Origin of the sequence: Pantoea sp. USMM079, assembly GCF_037153115.1 — a bacterium.
Taxonomy (GTDB): Bacteria; Pseudomonadota; Gammaproteobacteria; order Enterobacterales; family Enterobacteriaceae; genus Pantoea; species Pantoea communis.
The window spans coordinates 19216-36100 of sequence record NZ_JBBCKX010000007.1 but is presented as its reverse complement, the minus strand read 5'-3'; the positions used below and the strand labels follow the sequence as shown (position 1 = coordinate 36100).

Annotated in this window: 14 protein-coding genes, 1 tRNA gene and 1 pseudogene; 8 read left to right on the top strand and 8 right to left on the bottom strand. The window is 50.7% G+C overall.

The annotated features are described in order from the left end of the window. The first annotated feature begins 25 nt into the window (after positions 1-25). On the top strand, positions 26-1027 hold the full coding sequence (locus tag WFP70_RS12235; RefSeq protein WP_337023528.1) for an AI-2E family transporter: 1002 nt from the start codon (positions 26-28) through the stop codon (positions 1025-1027). Between the two features lies 1 nt (position 1028). Here WFP70_RS12235 and WFP70_RS12230 read toward each other — a convergent pair whose 3' ends face one another. Further along, complete coding sequence (locus WFP70_RS12230; protein ID WP_337023529.1) at positions 1029-3728, bottom strand: cation-transporting P-type ATPase; 2700 nt, start codon at positions 3726-3728, stop codon at positions 1029-1031. A 739-nt stretch (positions 3729-4467) separates the two neighbouring features. Here WFP70_RS12230 and WFP70_RS12225 point away from each other — a divergent pair. Beyond that, positions 4468-5091, top strand: coding sequence for a response regulator (locus WFP70_RS12225; RefSeq protein WP_034828290.1), 624 nt, complete (start codon positions 4468-4470; stop codon positions 5089-5091). A 7-nt stretch (positions 5092-5098) separates the two neighbouring features. Then, positions 5099-8707 (top strand): ATP-binding protein, encoded by a 3609-nt coding sequence (locus WFP70_RS12220; RefSeq protein ID WP_337023530.1) that lies wholly within the window; start codon positions 5099-5101, stop codon positions 8705-8707. 14 nt (positions 8708-8721) lie between these two features. Here the strand turns inward: WFP70_RS12220 and WFP70_RS12215 are convergent, their stop codons facing one another. After that, complete coding sequence (locus tag WFP70_RS12215) at positions 8722-9348, bottom strand: response regulator (protein WP_337023531.1); 627 nt, start codon at positions 9346-9348, stop codon at positions 8722-8724. Positions 9349-9747: 399 nt separating this feature from the next. Between WFP70_RS12215 and WFP70_RS12210 the strand changes: the two genes are divergently transcribed. Together WFP70_RS12210 and WFP70_RS12205 are read left to right on the top strand one after the other, a co-directional pair. Further along, the gene (locus WFP70_RS12210; protein WP_337023546.1) at positions 9748-10620 is read left to right on the top strand and encodes a phosphorothioated DNA-binding restriction endonuclease; all 873 of its coding nucleotides are present in this window, start codon (positions 9748-9750) and stop codon (positions 10618-10620) included. Positions 10621-10647: 27 nt separating this feature from the next. Then, positions 10648-11298: a winged helix-turn-helix domain-containing protein gene (locus WFP70_RS12205; RefSeq protein WP_337023532.1), complete on the top strand. Its 651-nt coding sequence runs from the start codon at positions 10648-10650 to the stop codon at positions 11296-11298. Between the two features lie 698 nt (positions 11299-11996). On the opposite strand, the gene WFP70_RS12195 is transcribed toward WFP70_RS12205, so the two are convergent. The 4 genes from WFP70_RS12195 to WFP70_RS12180 form a co-directional block, all read right to left on the bottom strand. Beyond that, the gene (locus WFP70_RS12195; protein WP_337023533.1) at positions 11997-13136 is read right to left on the bottom strand and encodes a hypothetical protein; all 1140 of its coding nucleotides are present in this window, start codon (positions 13134-13136) and stop codon (positions 11997-11999) included. A 42-nt stretch (positions 13137-13178) separates the two neighbouring features. After that, positions 13179-13535, bottom strand: coding sequence for a hypothetical protein (locus WFP70_RS12190; RefSeq protein ID WP_337023534.1), 357 nt, complete (start codon positions 13533-13535; stop codon positions 13179-13181). 75 nt (positions 13536-13610) lie between these two features. Further along, positions 13611-13895: a PerC family transcriptional regulator gene (locus WFP70_RS12185; RefSeq protein WP_442956382.1), complete on the bottom strand. Its 285-nt coding sequence runs from the start codon at positions 13893-13895 to the stop codon at positions 13611-13613. A gap of 25 nt (positions 13896-13920) precedes the next feature. Beyond that, complete coding sequence (locus tag WFP70_RS12180; RefSeq protein WP_337029538.1) at positions 13921-14253, bottom strand: hypothetical protein; 333 nt, start codon at positions 14251-14253, stop codon at positions 13921-13923. Between the two features lie 209 nt (positions 14254-14462). Between WFP70_RS12180 and WFP70_RS12175 the strand changes: the two are divergent. Further along, positions 14463-14769 (top strand): annotated as a pseudogene (locus tag WFP70_RS12175) (tyrosine-type recombinase/integrase); the annotation flags it as partial. Positions 14770-14784: 15 nt separating this feature from the next. On the opposite strand, the gene WFP70_RS12170 reads toward WFP70_RS12175, so the two are convergent. Further along, positions 14785-14861, bottom strand: a tRNA-Arg gene (locus WFP70_RS12170). A 168-nt stretch (positions 14862-15029) separates the two neighbouring features. Further along, positions 15030-15533: a DUF1198 family protein gene (locus WFP70_RS12165; RefSeq protein WP_337023536.1), complete on the bottom strand. Its 504-nt coding sequence runs from the start codon at positions 15531-15533 to the stop codon at positions 15030-15032. Positions 15534-15709: 176 nt separating this feature from the next. On the opposite strand from WFP70_RS12165, the gene folD reads away from it, so the two are divergent. After that, on the top strand, positions 15710-16576 hold the full coding sequence (gene folD / locus WFP70_RS12160) for a bifunctional methylenetetrahydrofolate dehydrogenase/methenyltetrahydrofolate cyclohydrolase FolD (protein ID WP_034828233.1): 867 nt from the start codon (positions 15710-15712) through the stop codon (positions 16574-16576). Then, a complete protein-coding gene (ybcJ, locus tag WFP70_RS12155) occupies positions 16576-16788 on the top strand; it encodes a ribosome-associated protein YbcJ (RefSeq protein WP_034828230.1) in 213 nt (70 codons plus the stop codon). Before folD ends, ybcJ begins: the two co-directional genes overlap by 1 nt. Positions 16789-16885 lie beyond the last annotated feature (97 nt).

Genomic DNA, 16885 nt, shown 5'->3' with positions numbered 1-16885 from the left:
GCCCGTTTACCGGAGAACTGCATCGATGTACCAGGGTTGGTTAAAATCTTTCGCGCCGCTATCGCAGGCGCTTATTTTGCTCGCATGTCTGACCCTTGTACTGTTTGGGCTGCGCCTTGGTGCGCCGCTGATCAACCAGGTGCTGCTGGCGATATTTCTTGCCGTGATGCTCGATCCACTGATTAGCCGCCTGGCGCGACGCGGCATCCCACGTACGCTCTCTTCTCTGCTGGTGATTGTGATTTTGCTGCTGCTGATCGTCATCACCATCATGTCACTTAGCGCCTCCGCGCCCGACCTGATCAAACTCAGCCGTCAGGCACCCAATCTGGTAGCAGCCAAGCTGCAATACCTGACGCTCTCTCTGAGCCAGATGGGCATTGCCCTCACCGCCGATGAGATGCTGAATTTTGTCGATGCCGGTGCGGTGGTGCGCTTTGTCACCTATCAACTGTCGTTAATCCCCGGCCTGCTGTCGTGGTGGCTGATGGTGTTCCTGATGCTGCTGTTTATGCTCATTGAGCTGCCGCTGCTGAAACGCACCCTGCGCGCCAGTAAACAGCACACTGCGCTGTTTATCGCTTTGGAAGAAGGGATTCAGAGTGTGATTGTTTATGCGCGGGTGAAAACGCTGACCGGCCTACTGGGCGGCGTGATTGTCTGGGGCATGGCACATCTGCTGGGATTGAAGTTCGCCTTTTTGTGGGGCGTGCTGATGTTTATCTTCAACTACATTCCGGTGCTCGGTTCCTTTCTCGCGGCCATTCCCCCGGTGATCCAAACCTTTATCCTGTTCGATACTCAAACCAGCCTGATGATGGTGGGATTCTTTGTGGTGCTGAACCTGCTGCTCAGTTCGGTGCTGGAACCACTGATGCTCGGCAAGCGCCTGAATCTCACCCTGACCGTGCAGTTGCTGGCCTTCCTGTTCTGGCAAGCGCTGCTGGGCATGACCGGTGCGATACTGGCGATTCCTCTCACCTTCTTGCTGAAAAAAGTCTGGCTGGCACTGCGCCAGCCAGAGTGAGTTATCGGGCGACGCGCCAGCCGCGCGTCAGATGCTTCTCAATTTCCACCAGCACAAATATCCCGGCGCTGACCGCCAGCGAAATAAACCAATATTTAACCGGCAGTGGCTCGGTGCCAAACAGCGTATTCATCAGCGGCAGATAAATAATCATCGCCTGCAGCGCCACCAGCACCAGCGTCACCAGCCAGATACCGCGATTTTTCAGCAAGCCTTTATCCAGTGAGAAGCCCTCGCTGTTGCGGCAGTTGAGCATATATGCCCACTGGGCAGTCACCAGCATCTGCAACAGCACCGTGCGGATAAACTCCGGCGAATAACCACGCGGCTGCAACCAGGCTTCCAGTACAAAGGCGCTAATCGAAATCAGTAAGCCGACAAAAACCACTCGCCAGATGGCGTATCCATCCATCACATGGCTGCGCACGTTACGCGGCGGCCGACGCATGATATTGCGCTCGGCGGCTTCGAATGCCAGCCCAAATGAGAGTGTTGCTGAGGTCGCCATATTCATCCAGAGAATCTGCACCGGCGTCAGCGGTAATAGATTGCCCATCAGAATGGCGATGATGATCAACAACCCTTGTGCGAGGTTGGTCGGCATCACAAACAGGATGGTTTTCTTCAGGTTATCGTAAACGCGACGCCCCTCTTTCACCGCCGCCGCGATAGTCGCGAAGTTATCATCCGCCAGAATCATATCCGCCGACTCTTTGGTCACCTCGGTGCCTTTGATGCCCATGGCGATGCCGACATTGGCCTGTTTCAGCGCAGGGGCATCATTCACGCCATCGCCGGTCATCCCGACGATCTCCCCGCTCACTGCCAGCGCTTTCACCAGACGCAGCTTATGTTCCGGGCTGGTGCGTGCGAAAATGTCGTACTCGCGTGCCGCTTTGCCCAGTTCAGCATCATCCATGTGCTCCAGCTGATAACCGGTGACGGCGCTGTCACTGTTGCCGATGCCTAAAATCTGACCGATGGCCATCGCCGTTTCCGGGTGATCGCCGGTGATCATTTTGACGCGAATCCCGGCCTGCTGGCAGTCGCGTATGGCGGTAATCGCTTCCGGACGCGGCGGATCCATCATGCACGCCAGACCCAGCATCATCATGCCCTCGCGCAGATCGGCGTGATCGATCCGCTGCTGGCCCTCCGGCAGCCAGCGCCAGGCCGCGGCCACGGTGCGCAGCCCTTCGCTGGCATAAGTGGTGATCGCGGCGTTCCAGTAGTCGCGATCCAGCGCTTCGGCACCCTGCACGCCCTGCTGCTGCTGACATAGCGCGAGGAGCACATCCGGTGCGCCAGTCAGTAACAGGCACGCTTTGCCATCAATCAGGCAACTCACGGCCATGTATTTGTAGGCCGAGTCAAACGGCAGCTTGCTCAGCACCTGCACACTTGCCGAATTGATGCCTGCTTTCGCCGCCAGCACCTTGAGCGCGCCCTCGGTGGGGCCACCCACAATCCCCCAGTGACCCTGTTTATCCTGCCTCAATTGGCTCTCGTTGCAGATATCTACCGTCTGTAAAAAGCCGTTGAACAGCGCCTCATCACGCTGGCCGCTTTCCAGATGAAACTCCCCTTTCGGCTCGTAGCTGTTGCCACTGATACGCCAGTGACTGTTCGCCAGCACCAGCGCTTTCACCGTCATTTCGTTCATGGTCAGCGTGCCGGTCTTATCCGAGCAGATCACTGACATGGCACCGAGGGTTTCTACCGTCGGCAGCTTACGAATGATGGCATGATTGCGCGCCATCGACTGCACGCCAAGTGAGAGAATGATCGAGATAATCGCCGGCAAACCCTCTGGCACCGCCGCCACCGCCAGGCTGATCACCGCCAGCAGCAGTTCCGCCAGCGGGATGTCGCGCAGCAGATAACCGAACACGAACAGCGCGGCCATCATCAGCAAAATGATGTAGAAAATCGCCTTACCGAGTTTTTCAATCTGCACCAGCAATGGCGTTTTTGCTTCTTCGATGGAGGAGATCATCGCGTTGATGTGCCCCAACTCGGTATCACCGCCAGTGGCGATCACCACACCTGCGGCAGTGCCAGAACTCACCGTAGTACCGGAATAAGCCAGATTCAGCCGATCGCCGAGCGACTTTTCGCCTTCCAGCGCATCGCTTAATTTGGACACCACCGTGGATTCCCCGGTGAGAATGGCTTCTTCCACCCGCAAATTGTGCACGTCGAACAAGCGCAGATCGGCAGGGATTTTGTCGCCAGGACGCAGCAACACCACGTCACCGACCACCAGCTGTTCGGTCGGCACGGTGATCTGCCGCCCATCGCGCAATACCATCGCTTCGTTCGACAGCATGTTCTGAATGCTTTTCAATGACTTCTCGGCGTTACTTTCCTGGATAAATCCAATCAGTGCGTTGATGACAGCAACGCCGAGAATGACAAAGGTATCCACCCAGTGGCCCATCACCGCGGTAATGACCGCTGCCGCCAGCAGGATGTAAATCAGTACATCTTTAAAATGCGCCAGAAAGCGCATCAGCAGTGACTTTTCGGCTTTCTGAGGCAACACGTTGCGCCCGTTAGCCGCCAGACGCGCCTGCGCCTCCTCGGTCTGCAAGCCACTGGGCGAACTGTTTAAGCGGGTAAAAGCGCTGGCACTGTCGAGCTGATATAAGGGTCGATCAGATGAATCCGATCGATCTGGACGGAAAGGAACAACGGTCATATTTCACCCCGTGCGGTTGACAATAAAATGAAAAAAGGAGAACGAAAATAAAAGCCTACTTTAATAACTTTCACTGCCACCGTGATGACCGGGGTCATGTTTTGGTTAATTATCATTTCAAAGATCAGAATTAATAAAATTCAGCACTCCGTTTATCAACTCATGGTTCATGGAGGTTAAAGTTATTTATTCATCGTTAAAAAACGGCAATAAAGAATATAAATTTAACCATTTAAAACAGATGATTAGGATGAAATACCCTTTTCCACCCAGGATTACTTCCTGTGTTAACTATCAGCTTGGTGACATTTTATGACGTTACACTTAGGATCACATAAATAACTTTACCTTCAGGTAAATATTAAACCTATCCTAAACAATTTCACATTTCGTCCTTTTCATCGCGACATCCTTCGTGCTCATCTTCCCTGCGGAAAACCACGGTTCTGAGCAATCAGATATCAATCAACAACGATAACGGGTGTTCTGATCGTGCAACAGCGCATTCAATTTTATGTTCAGTTAACGCACCTTATTAAAATGAATCACCGCATAATTAAAAACCGCACAAAAACCATCGTAAATATATAAATAATCCGTCAGGGCATGATATTTATTTTATCAGGAAACCCCTACAAAATAATTATTTGCGCCATTTAAACTTTACTCTTAAAATCTGCTAACCAATAAAACCAATCCTTATGAATATTCCATTCACCGCAATAAACAGGACAGCCATATGAAGGAAGTTCTTATCGTTGATGACCATCCGGTGGTTCGGATGGCGTTAAGACTGCTGCTTGAAACGGACAACATGAATGTGGTGGGCGAAACGGATGACGGATTTGAAGCATTAGCGCTCACCAAGAAACTGTCGCCGGATTTGATCATCGTGGATATCGATATGCCCTCTTACAACGGCATCGACCTGGTGCAAAGGTTGCGCCACAACGGCTTCAACGGTGGCATTCTGGTACTGACCGGCAAGGACGTTGACCACTACATCAAGCGCAGCGCCACTGCCGGTGCCGATGGTTTTATTAGTAAACGCAATAATATGACCGAATTGCACGATGCCATTCGCGCGATTAATGCCGGATATGGCTTCTTTCCTTTAAATCGCCGACGTCAGGGTTTACCGGACGATATTCAGGAAGACAAAAATAAAATTGCCGGCCTCTCCAGCAAAGAATTGCAGGTGCTGGTGTATTTATCCAAAGGAATGAAAGTGGTGGAAATGGCACAGCGGATGAAAATCAGTGATAAAACCGTCAGCACTTATAAACGCCGATTAATGGAAAAGCTCGACATTCAAAATATGGTCGGCCTTTACGAGTTTGCCAAACGCAATAATATCGCCTGACAGAGTGATGGTTAAATTACTCCTCCTGATTGGCCTGATGCTCTGCCTGATGAGCCAGCCAGTCAGGGCTGAAGATCCCCGCATCATGCAGTTGGTCAGCCGTGAACAAAATGTCCTGCTGACCTTTGATCTCCCCGACAACGACTGGCGCTGGCTGGGCGAAAAGCGCGAAGTCAGCGTTGCGATTTACGCGCCTGAAAATCCGCCGTTCGATATGGTCATCGATGCCAACACGCTGGAAGGGATCTCCGCCGACTACACCGCTTTAGTTCTGCATTACCTCGGTTTACACATCAACACGCACTATTACAGTAGTCGCAGTGCGGCGCTCGATGCGCTGCAGCAAGGCAAGGTCGATATGCTGATGGACAGCGCGGGCAGCCCGGAACCCACTGGCGCAGAGCTATTATTAAGTACCCCGTTTGCCTCTGATTACCCTGCGATGGTGTCACGCGATAACATCATGTCTGAAATGAGTGATGATAATTCGCCGATGCAGATCGCCATGCCGCGAGGCTACCTGAGCGACGCCTGGATCGAGGCGCGCTATCCGGAAGCGAAAATCACCCGCTATCCTTCTGCGCTCAGTGCGTTGGCGTCATTAGCCTTTGGCGAAAACGACTACTTTATTGGCAATCTCAACACCGCCAATTACCTGATTGAACGTAACTACGCCTCGACGCTCTCCGTGATACGCATTTTTGAGCCCACCGATGCCGGACCGCGCTTTGTCTTTCCCATCCGCAATGCGCCACTGTATCGGGGCGTCAATGCGGTGCTGAATGCCATTCCCTTGCAGCAGCACAAAGCCATCTTCCATCAATGGGTGCAAAGCATGCCGCCGATGATGGCGGCGCCGCCTCTGCAACTCACTGACCGTGAGCGACGCTGGCTGGCTCAGCATCAGACGCTGCGCGTGGTGATGAACCCGCTCGATGCGCCTTTCACGTTGAAAGATCGTCACAACAAATTTAACGGCATGACCGCAGACTTACTGCGCTTGATCCATCTTCGCACCGGCATCGACTTCACAATGGTGGAAGCTTCCTCCGTCAACGCGATGTTTGACCGGCTCAGCCGCCATGAAGTAGAACTGGTCGGTTCGCTGGCCCACAGCCCGCAGCGTGAAGCGCGCGCCCTCTTCTCCCGCCCTTACGTGCTGCCGCCGTATGTGCTGGTGAGTAAAAATACGCTGGGCGCGCCCAAATCACTCAATGACACCGATACGCTGGCGATCACACCCCAGCATGAACTCACCAGCTGGCTGACGGAAAATTTCCCCCACATCAAGTTGGTCACCGTTGAGAACGCCAGTATTGCACTACAGATGGTGAATGAAGGTCGGGTGGATAGCGCGGTGAATAACCTGATTGCCGCGCGCTACATGATCGATCGCTACTTCAGTAATCGGCTGCAGATTGTCTCGCGCCTCGGTGAAAATCCGGCGCGGATTGCCTTTGCCGTGGGGCGCGATAACCCGGAACTGCTGAGCATCCTGAACAAAGTGCTGGCAACCATCCCGCCACGCGATATCTCATTGCTGGCAATGAAATGGCAGGGCACACCCGATGTTAAACTCGACACCTGGATGGCCTATCGACACGAGTTTTACTGGCTGGCGGGAATCTTCGCGGTGCTGGTGATCACCTCACTGTTCTGGAACTACCATCTGCACCGCGCGGTGCGTCAGCGTAAAGAGGCGCAGGCGCGACTGCAGGAACAGGCCACCTTCCAGAAAACCCTGTTCAACGGCACGCCGGTGCCGATTTACGTCATTGACCACAAAGGCGAGATGACCAACAAAAATCCGGCCTGGAGCCAGTTCTTCAACGATGCACACTCCAAAATCAGCCAATTGCCGCTCAGTGACAGCGCGCATCCGTTGCACGCTATTTGCCAGGCGCAAATGGCCTTACTGGCGGAACAAACGTCAATGGAGATGACACCACAGCGCGGCCAGATCGATAACGGCCACGAACTGCGTGATGTCATCCACCGCGCAGTGGCGTTTCGCGATAATCACGGCAACATCGCCGGAATGATTTGCAGCTGGCAGGATGTGACGGAACATGAACAACTGACCCGCGATCTGCTGCAGGCCAGCGAGCGCGCCGAACAAGCTAACCGCACCAAAAGTACCTTCCTCGCCACTATGAGCCACGAAATCCGCACGCCGATCAGCGCGATTATTGGCTTACTGGAGCTGGCGGTCGCCAATCGTCTGCAACAACCGTGCGATAAAGAATCGGTGCGCGTCGCCTATGAATCCGCGCAATCGCTGATGGGGCTGATTGGCGATATCCTCGACATGGCGAAAATCGAATCGGGCAAGCTGGAACTGTCGCCGGAATGGGTGCGCTTCGATACGCTGGCCGAACCGGTGGTGCGCGTGTTCGAAGGGCTGGCGCGCCAGAAAGGATTGCTGCTGCACTATCAGATTGATGTGCTGCATCCAGATGAACTGCTGCTGGATCCGATGCGTCTGCGGCAAATCCTCTCAAACCTGATCAGCAACGCCATCAAATTCACCGAGCGCGGCACGGTGGAAGTACAAGTGCGTAGCAAACCTGGAGAAGGCGATCGCGCTACGCTGGAACTCACGGTGCAGGATACCGGCATCGGCATCAGCGAAGAGGATCAGCAACTGATATTCAATCCTTACGAACAGTCCGCATCGGGCAAAAAACAGCGCGGCACCGGACTTGGATTGGCGATTTGCGAACAAATGGTGGCGATGATGGCGGGCAGCCTGACGCTGCACAGCCAGCCGGGGCGCGGCACCCGCATCTGCGTGCGCATTCCGGTGGATTGTCGTGAAGCGGTCAGCGTGCCAGTGGAACCGATACGCCAGCAGGATGCCTGTGGCCTGCCGTTAACCATCCTGACGGTGGATGATCATCCTGCCAACCGCCTGCTGCTGAAACGCCAGCTGACCCGACTGGGACACAAAGTGATCGAAGCCGAGGATGGCGAACAGGCGCTGTGGCTGTGGCAGGAAAACCAGATTGATTTGGTGATCACCGATTGCAGCATGCCGGTGATGGATGGCTTCACCCTGACGCGCGAACTGCGTAAAAAACAGCGCGAGCCGCTCACCATTATGGGACTGACCGCCAACGCACAGCCGGAAGAGCGATCGCGCTGCCTGGAAGCAGGCATGGATGACTGCCTGTTCAAACCGTTGCGCCTGCCGCAGCTGGAAGCGCTGTTGCAAAGGGTGCCGCGCCCTGCTGTTGTGCCCTATCCCGGCCATGTCGCACTCAATCATCTGCTCGATCTCAATGCCCTGCGCGAACTGGCTCATCAGGACAACGAGATGCTGCAGCGCCTGCTCAGCGCCACCCGCGATGAAAATCTGCATGACATGCAGGTGGCCTGCGCCTGTTTCGACAATCGCGACTGGCCCGCGCTGGAACGCAGCCTGCACCGCCTGGCAGGTTCGGTGCAGATCATCGGCGCAGTCTCGATTGCCGATCAGTGCCGCGAATTAGAGCAAGCCTGTAGCGCCCCAGCCGATGAACGCCATCTCGGCCAGATGCTCGATGAAACGCTGGGCTGCGTGCATGTGTTGAATCAGGCTATCGAAACCTTTCTCAAAGACGAGTTCAGCGCATAATATGCCACTGCGCCTCAATCCAGATTGTGCCGCTGGGCAAAATCGAGCACATCCACCAGATTCTTTAACTCCAGCTTCATCATCAGCCGGCTTTTATAGGTGCTGACGGTTTTATCGCTGATGTTCATGCCTCGCGCGATATCCACCACTTTCTCGCCTCGCGCCAGCTGACGCAACACATCCAGCTCTTTCGGCGACAGCTCATCAATTTTGCGCTGGTCACTGCTTTCCTCATCAAGGTGTGAGCACTGACGCGCACGATTCATCGGGAAAAAGCCGTACCCTTTGCTGATGGCGCGAATCGCATCTCTCAGCTCGGCCAAATCTTTGCACTTGCTCATAAATCCGTTAGCACCCGCCGTGGCACAGCGGCGAATGTAGTGCTCGCTGTCTTTGCCGGAGAGCACCAGAATGCCCATCTCGTGCCCACTCTGGCGCACGCGCTTGATGACATCGATACCGTTGAGCACCGGGATATCGATATCAATAATCACTAAGTCTGGCTGCAGTTTTTTCACAAACTTTATGGCCTGAATGCCATCGCCCACTTCTCCTACGACTACCCGATTATCTTCTTCAATCAGTATCTTGAGCGCTAATCGCGTGATTGGATGATCGTCAACAATCAATACCTTTTCCATTTTTCACCCCGTCCCGCGCATTGACCGATAAATTAGAGCGGCTGGGTGAATTGACGTGCGTCATTAACCGTCAGGCATCAGCTTCAAATTGACTCTCCCTTGTCTCGCCAGCCACCACTCTCCGAAAACGATCCCTTAACGGTTATATCGGTGGATGTGGGGATCGCTAAAATAAATGCGTGTTTGAAGGGAACAGGGTATGGATTCTCTCTCTGTCGGATGGCGTGGCAGCTCCAGGCTTTCAGCCCGTTGCATCCTCGTCTTACAACAAGTGCAGGAATGGATGACAACATTTATCAAGTCAGAGACTTGCAATTACATCATAGATATCTTCCATCAATCTTGATCAACAAGTATTTTGCGAGCATTATCAAAATTATTTGTCTGATAGTGAAATCAATGGCTTCCATCAAAACTCTGCAACAGGCAATCACTAACATCACAATCTGGCGTAAAGGCGACCAACGTGCTCCGCATAAGCCGTTGCTGCTGTTGTACGTATTAGCGGGATATCAAAATGGCCACGGCCGCCTTTATGATTACGGTTCAGAAGTTAGGGACAACCTGCATAGTTTACTGGAACGATTTGGACCTCAGCGCTCCCAATACCGACCTGATATGCCATTTTGGCGCTTGCAGGGTGATGGTTTTTGGGAACTTCAAAATGCGGAACTTTGTTCCACATCAGGTACTAGCAGGCAACCACCTGCGGGAGAATTGGTTGAACATCATGTTGCGGGTGGTTTTGACCAGCAGCACTACACTCTTTTGATAAAGAGCAAGGCCTTAATTAACTCCTTAGCTGAAACAATCCTCGAAGCACATTTTACCGAAAGCATTCAGGAGGAACTGGCCGATGAGCTAGGATTTAATCTTCTGGAAATTCGTAAACAGCGCGATCCTTTGTTTCGGCAGCAAGTATTACGTGCTTATAACTACCAGTGCGCGATCTGTGGTTTCAATATGCGACATGATAATGCCTCTATTGCGCTTGAAGCTGCTCATATTAAGTGGAAGCAGCATGGAGGCCCATGTGAAATCGCAAATGGTATAGCGCTCTGCGCAATCCATCACAAAGCATTTGATAAAGGTTCTATTGGCGTGGATGAAGATATGCGGATTCAAATATCTTCTGCCGTAAATGGCAATAGCATTGTATCCAGACTTTTTTGGGACTTCTCAGGAAATCAAATCAACCTTCCCTTGCAGAAAGAAAATCATCCACAAGCTAATTTCATTGCATGGCATACAAGAGAAATATTTAGGAAGTAATTCAAATACAATTTTATGGTGGTGAATATGGCTTTCCCAAGTTATAAAGAGATCGAAATGCCCTTGCTTTTAAATATCTATAACCAAGGTGGTGAAGTAAATCCCTCATCATGTTATGAGTCGCTGGGGAAGGCGTTTGGCCTCTCAAAAGAAGAAATGAACGAGTTAATACCTGATGATAGTAACCGCTCTCAATGGAAAAACATGGTTCAATGGGCGAAAAGAAAACTTGTTGACTACAAATACATCTACAATGCAAACGAATCAGGCCGTGGCATTTGGAAGCTCACTCCAGCGGGCATCAGTAAAGCCGAATCGCTTTCTAATACAGTAGATATTATTTATCCAGATGATGTTTCAGAAACCTTTTATGAAGGTGCCGTAAAAAAGATCAAGGTTAACAAATACGAACGAAGTAAAACAGCTAGAGATAAATGTATAGACTATTACGGCTGTCAATGTAGCGTGTGTAATATGGACTTTAAGGACGTGTATGGTGAAATCGGTAAGGACTACATACACGTCCACCATATTACTCCTCTTTCTGAGATAGGAGAGCGTTACAAATTGGATCCAATAAAGGACCTTCGTCCTGTCTGCCCCAATTGTCATGCAATGCTCCACAGACAAAAACCGTCATTCTCTATTGACGAGTTGAAAACATTAATTGAAAATTAAAAAATTATAAGTTCTATTTTAAATAAATTTATTATAGCCCCCCCCATATACTAATGTACCATATGTTTTTAGCATGACAGGAAAACTATCAGTGAATATCGTACAGATTATAACGAATATCGCCCATACTCCACGCTGAATTATCTGACACCGTTTGAGTTTGCATCCAGCTGGAGAAAGGATAATTCAGAAATGAAGATTCAGACATTACTAACTGACTATTGTATTAAACACGGGGGCGGGCATCATGAGTAAATTTAGTGTTCCCATGCTCACGAATGCGATAACGAATGTATGTGTCTGCGATAGCTTCAGCCAGGCGCTGTAATTGCTCCATCACGCCCCCTCAGCAAACTGAGCGATCGCTTTGTCCATGAGGCCGCGAGCAATAACGTGAATAGATGGTGCCACGCCTAATGATGATTTAGCGCGCTCCTGCTGCTAGATTTTTTGGAGTGCCTTAACCTTTTCAAGGCTGAGAAGTACTGGTGCTACTATTTTCTTCATCATAACCACCCCACTGATATACACACAGTGATTATAATTGCAAAAAATGAAATAATTAACATTAAGATGCGGATTTATGAAATGTTCATAGGATCGTTTTGATCGAATATTTTGCTTATAAAAACCTCGCCGGAACGAGGTGTGGTTACAAAATTTTATAATCGTTGATGTATCAATATCGAGAAGAAGATTTATAACGAGCTTTTCTTAGCGTCTTCAATCTCCGCATTGCATGCATCTATGTTGTCGAAGTCATACTGCAGGTAAACATATCCCTCGCCAGAGCCATTGGCTCTTGCTTCCATTGATACCATTACAAGCTTGTTTTTAAGAGGGGTTGCGGGCGACCCTGCCCACTGAGCTGAGAGGAAACGTTCCTTTTTGTTCAGCGCCATCATCCAGTCTTGAGGTTCTTTCCAGATTGAGCCAGAAAGTAAAAGATCGGTGCTTTTAGGTTTGCCATAGATTGAAGATAGGGAATCCAAGATCTCTTTATATTTTGATTGGAGCGCAATTCCATAGCTGTCTGTATCAACGTTTTTACCCAACGCCCTGATTTGACATAGGCCAGACTTTGGAGAAATGAGTAGACCAAAACCCTCAAATTCAGCGTTCTTTTTCGGTGGGAATTTTATCGTATAGAGATTTGGCACGCCCTCATAAGGCTTAAGCTCTTCACCGGTCATGTCTTCAATATTCTTTTTGCTTAAACCTGACTCTAAACCAAAAGGCCCCTCACCGGGTGGTAATAATGGCTGAATGTTATTGGCTTGTGTTGGCTTCCGGATTTGGTTTGCTTCCGAAACGGTTGCCTGCTTCATATCCACTGGTAAAGAGTTAGCAAGTCCATACTTGGCTGAAAGGTAGCGCTGTTGGAGCATCGCCATGGTTTGCTCCTGAGTTGCGATTGCTGCCAGTTTCATCGCAAGAACTAAGCCACCGCTATATTGGTTCGCTTCTGCTTTAGCCTGAGAAATCTGAGCATTTAACGCATCTATTTCGTTCTTAACTGACTCAGCAGTTGTCTCATCAGGTTTTGTCCCTGGCACATCCATTGTTATTTTTGCGCCTGATTCAATAGCATCAATCCGCTGTTTAATTAGCGCCTGGTTTGTTTTGAGAATTTCTACTCTGGCGCTGATTAAAGTCTTGATCAGCCCGCCAGAGTAATTTTGATTGGCGACATTCGCTGAAGAAATCTCATTTTCTGTTTGTGATAATTCTACCTTGAGTTGCTCTACCTTTTGTTTCTCTTCAGGAGAAAGCTCCTTTGGGCCAAATCCTGTTAAAATGAACACAGATATTAGACATGCCAGAATAGACTTTTTCATTTCCATACCCCATAGAAAAAGCCACCCGTAGGTGGCTTAAGATCAGATGTGGTTTTCACATCCCATCTGTGATTTGTCGATGATTTGCGTTCCCTCTACACGGAAACCGTAGGTGCCGAAGAGGAAGGCGTGATTTAGCTGGTAGATGACAACATCACTCAAGCCAACCGCACACTTATCTTTCTCAATAGCATGATCCATCGCCGTTTTAACGTTCGGAATACCTAGAGGGAAAATTACGATTAGTGCTTTATCTTCGCCGGTAACGCGAGCCCCCTTCTCAAACTTAGCTGCGTTCAGATTGTAGTTTTTGGTGCTTGCGACAGTCATATCAGCAACACGTACAGTACAACCAGAAAGTAACAACGCCCCAAGCGCCACTGCCAAAACCTTTTTCATTATTTATATTTCCATTGATTGCAATCGGAAACATCCTATCAATAATTATTAACATTGCAATTATTGTTACTTGCTTTATTTTCCAGCCTTTCTAGATCGCTCACACACTTCATTTTTCAATCTGAAGGCCTGACCGCCCGGCCTGGCTAATCCCATCCTGTGCTGTGTGTCGCCTGCGGCCTTGGTCACATCTCCAAAGATGTCGATAAGCACAGTGGGGCGAACACGCCTCGCCAGACACTGCTTGCGGCGGGATCTGATCCACTCTCGGACGGCTTCTGATTCGCATTTGTTGAATACCTCCAGCCAGCGTAATGCGGCTCTGCGATACAGCCGCTTTGATTCGAGCTCTTCCGCGATTTTATCAATAACCCTTCTAACTAATTCATTTTATTATTGTTTTAATTATTTGGCTTAAAGAGTAAATAAAGAGAAATTCCGCCGATATAAGGACATACAGTACGTATCCTCGCTTAAGCCATTTTGAAGTGAAAAATGCGGTAGCGTGATGATAAACCCTACTTACAATCCATGCTCCTACACAGCACAACGCAGGAGCTATTAACACTGTTCCAGCCCAAATTACGACATCTAAACCATGCTTTGATATATAAGCTAATGGCATTGCAAAGAGGAAAGTTAGTGCAGTATTTCCCAGCAAAATGTCTTTGATCGTGTTTTCAATAAGCTTTTGCACTTCTTCGTTCACTACATCCATCCTTAAAATTCAAATCCACTAAAAAGTGTTGGTTCAAAACAGCCAATTTTTGGTTCAGTGCCGATTCAGTTATTGAATTAAACCCCCCTTATAAATCATTAGCTTATAAAGATTAACCAACTGAACCAACACTATTGTTCTCATATGTGACATTTATTCTTCTGCTGATTCATCCTCTGGGCGGTACTGGATCACATAGACGTTGTACTACCGTGCGTAAAACGCTGGTGGATTCTAATACAGCATGGCGGGCAGCACTTAAGCGGGCAGGCATTGAGGATTTCCGTTTCCACGACCTGAGACACACATGGGCGAGCTGGCTTATTTAGGTCGGAGTGCCATTGTCGGCATTGCAAGAAATGGGCGGCTGGGAAAGTATCGAAATGGTGCAGCATTATGCTCACCTGGCACCGAACCATTTAATGGAGCAAGCGAGGCAAATTGACGCGATTTTTTGGCAGTCGTGTCCCGAATCTGTCCCATGGGGAAAATTTGAAAGCTGAGGGAGAGAGATAACTTATTGATTTGACTTGGCACGCCCTACAGGATTCGAACCTGTGACCTACGGCTTAGAAGGCCGGTGCTCTATCCAGCTGAGCTAAGGGCGCATAGTGGTTGCGTCGGATTATACGTTTGCACGCTCTCGCGTCAACGTTTTTGCCGCCCTGCGGCTCCAGAGTGTTGAATCATTGAACAATTAGTCCTGAAGACCGAGCCGTTCGCCCCACGTCGCGCGCCATCCGCCCTCAATACCCATGCCCAAAAATCCCTTAACCTCAATGCCGCTTCCGCCACTCGCTCATCGACACCAAATTACTCACCTCGCCAGCCTCCCCTTCCAGCTCGATCCCCTGCTGCGTAAACCTCGCATTATATTGCTCCCGCAATGCATGCAGTTCCGCACTCTCCGGCTCCAGCTGACGCAGAAATCCAAGCGCCAGCAACAGCTGCTGCCGCGATATCAGTCCCGAAAATCCAGCTTTAGTCAGAATCCCGTGCCAGCGCACTGCGTTCTCGTCGCTGCCATCGACAATCAACACCTGCCAGATCAGCATCACTGCTGCGCCGTTAGCCAGATGGGTTTCATCATCGCCCGCGATGTAATCGGTGAACTCTTTGGCCGCATCCTTACCCATTAGCGACAGCATCGATTCGATGTGCACCGGGGGGAGTTGCAGCCTTTTACTCAGCGCCTGCGCAGCATGGCGCGAACCGGCCGTCAGTAGTTGAAACCCTACAACAAACACCACCGCCAGCGTGGCGAGTATTAACCAAATCATCACGGCATCCACATAATTTCCTGAGGGACATAATACGCGCTAAGGCGGCCTCACGTCACTGCGGAAAGTCGTGAAACGCACGGGTGAAATGAATCTCTACCTGACAGCCGGACGCGCTTCTGACAGAATAGGCGCCAATCCCCGATTTAACTCTCTACAGATGGATTTCCTCTCTGATGGCAGCAAAAATTATTGACGGTAAAACGATTGCGCAGCAGGTGCGCCTTGAGGTTGCCGAAAAAGTACAGCAGCGTCTGGCAGCCGGTAAACGTGCACCAGGTTTGGCAGTGGTGCTGGTGGGTGAGAACCCCGCTTCGCAGATCTATGTCGCCAGCAAACGTCGCGCCTGTGATGAAGTGGGCTTTATCTCCCGCTCTTACGATCTGCCTGCGACCACCAGCGAAGCCGAACTGCTGGAACTGATCGATACGCTGAACAATGACAGCGAAATCGACGGTATTCTGGTTCAGCTGCCGCTGCCAGCCGGCATCGATAATGTCAAAGTGCTGGAACGTATCGTGCCGGACAAAGATGTCGATGGCTTCCATCCGTACAACATCGGTCGTCTGTGCCAGCGTGCGCCGAAGCTGCGTCCTTGTACGCCACGCGGCATCGTCACGCTGCTGGAGCGCTACAATATCGATACCTACGGCCTGAACGCTGTGGTGGTTGGCGCATCCAATATCGTCGGTCGTCCGATGAGCATGGAGCTGCTGCTGGCGGGCTGCACCACCACCGTCACGCACCGTTTCACCAAAGATCTGCGTCATCACGTTGAGCACGCCGATCTGCTGGTGGTGGCGGTCGGTAAACCAGGCTTTATTCCGGGTGACTGGATCAAGCCAGGCGCGGTGGTGATTGATGTTGGCATCAATCGTCTGGAGAGCGGTAAAGTGGTGGGCGATGTAGATTTCGCGAGCGCTTCTGAGCGTGCGTCTTATATCACCCCAGTTCCCGGTGGCGTCGGTCCAATGACCGTTGCGACCCTGATTCAAAATACATTAGTCGCGTGCGAAGAGTATCACGACGTGGAGGAGGCATAATGGCCAGTTTTTCTTTGGGCGAACATGCCCACGTTGATTTGTGTGACCTGCTGAAACTCGAAGGTTGGGTTCAGAGCGGTGCGCAGGCAAAAGTGGCTATCGCGGATGGCGAAGTGCGCGTGGATGGCGCAATCGAAACGCGTAAGCGCTGCAAGATTGTGGCAGGCCAGAAAGTTGAGTTCGCGGGTTATAAAATTACCGTTGTAGCTTAAGCGTTCAGGCAATGAAAAGGGGCGAACCGTGGTTCGCCCCTTTTGCTATTCTGCGGCTGGTAAATTCAGGTACGCATCAACGCGAAACCTGCAACCT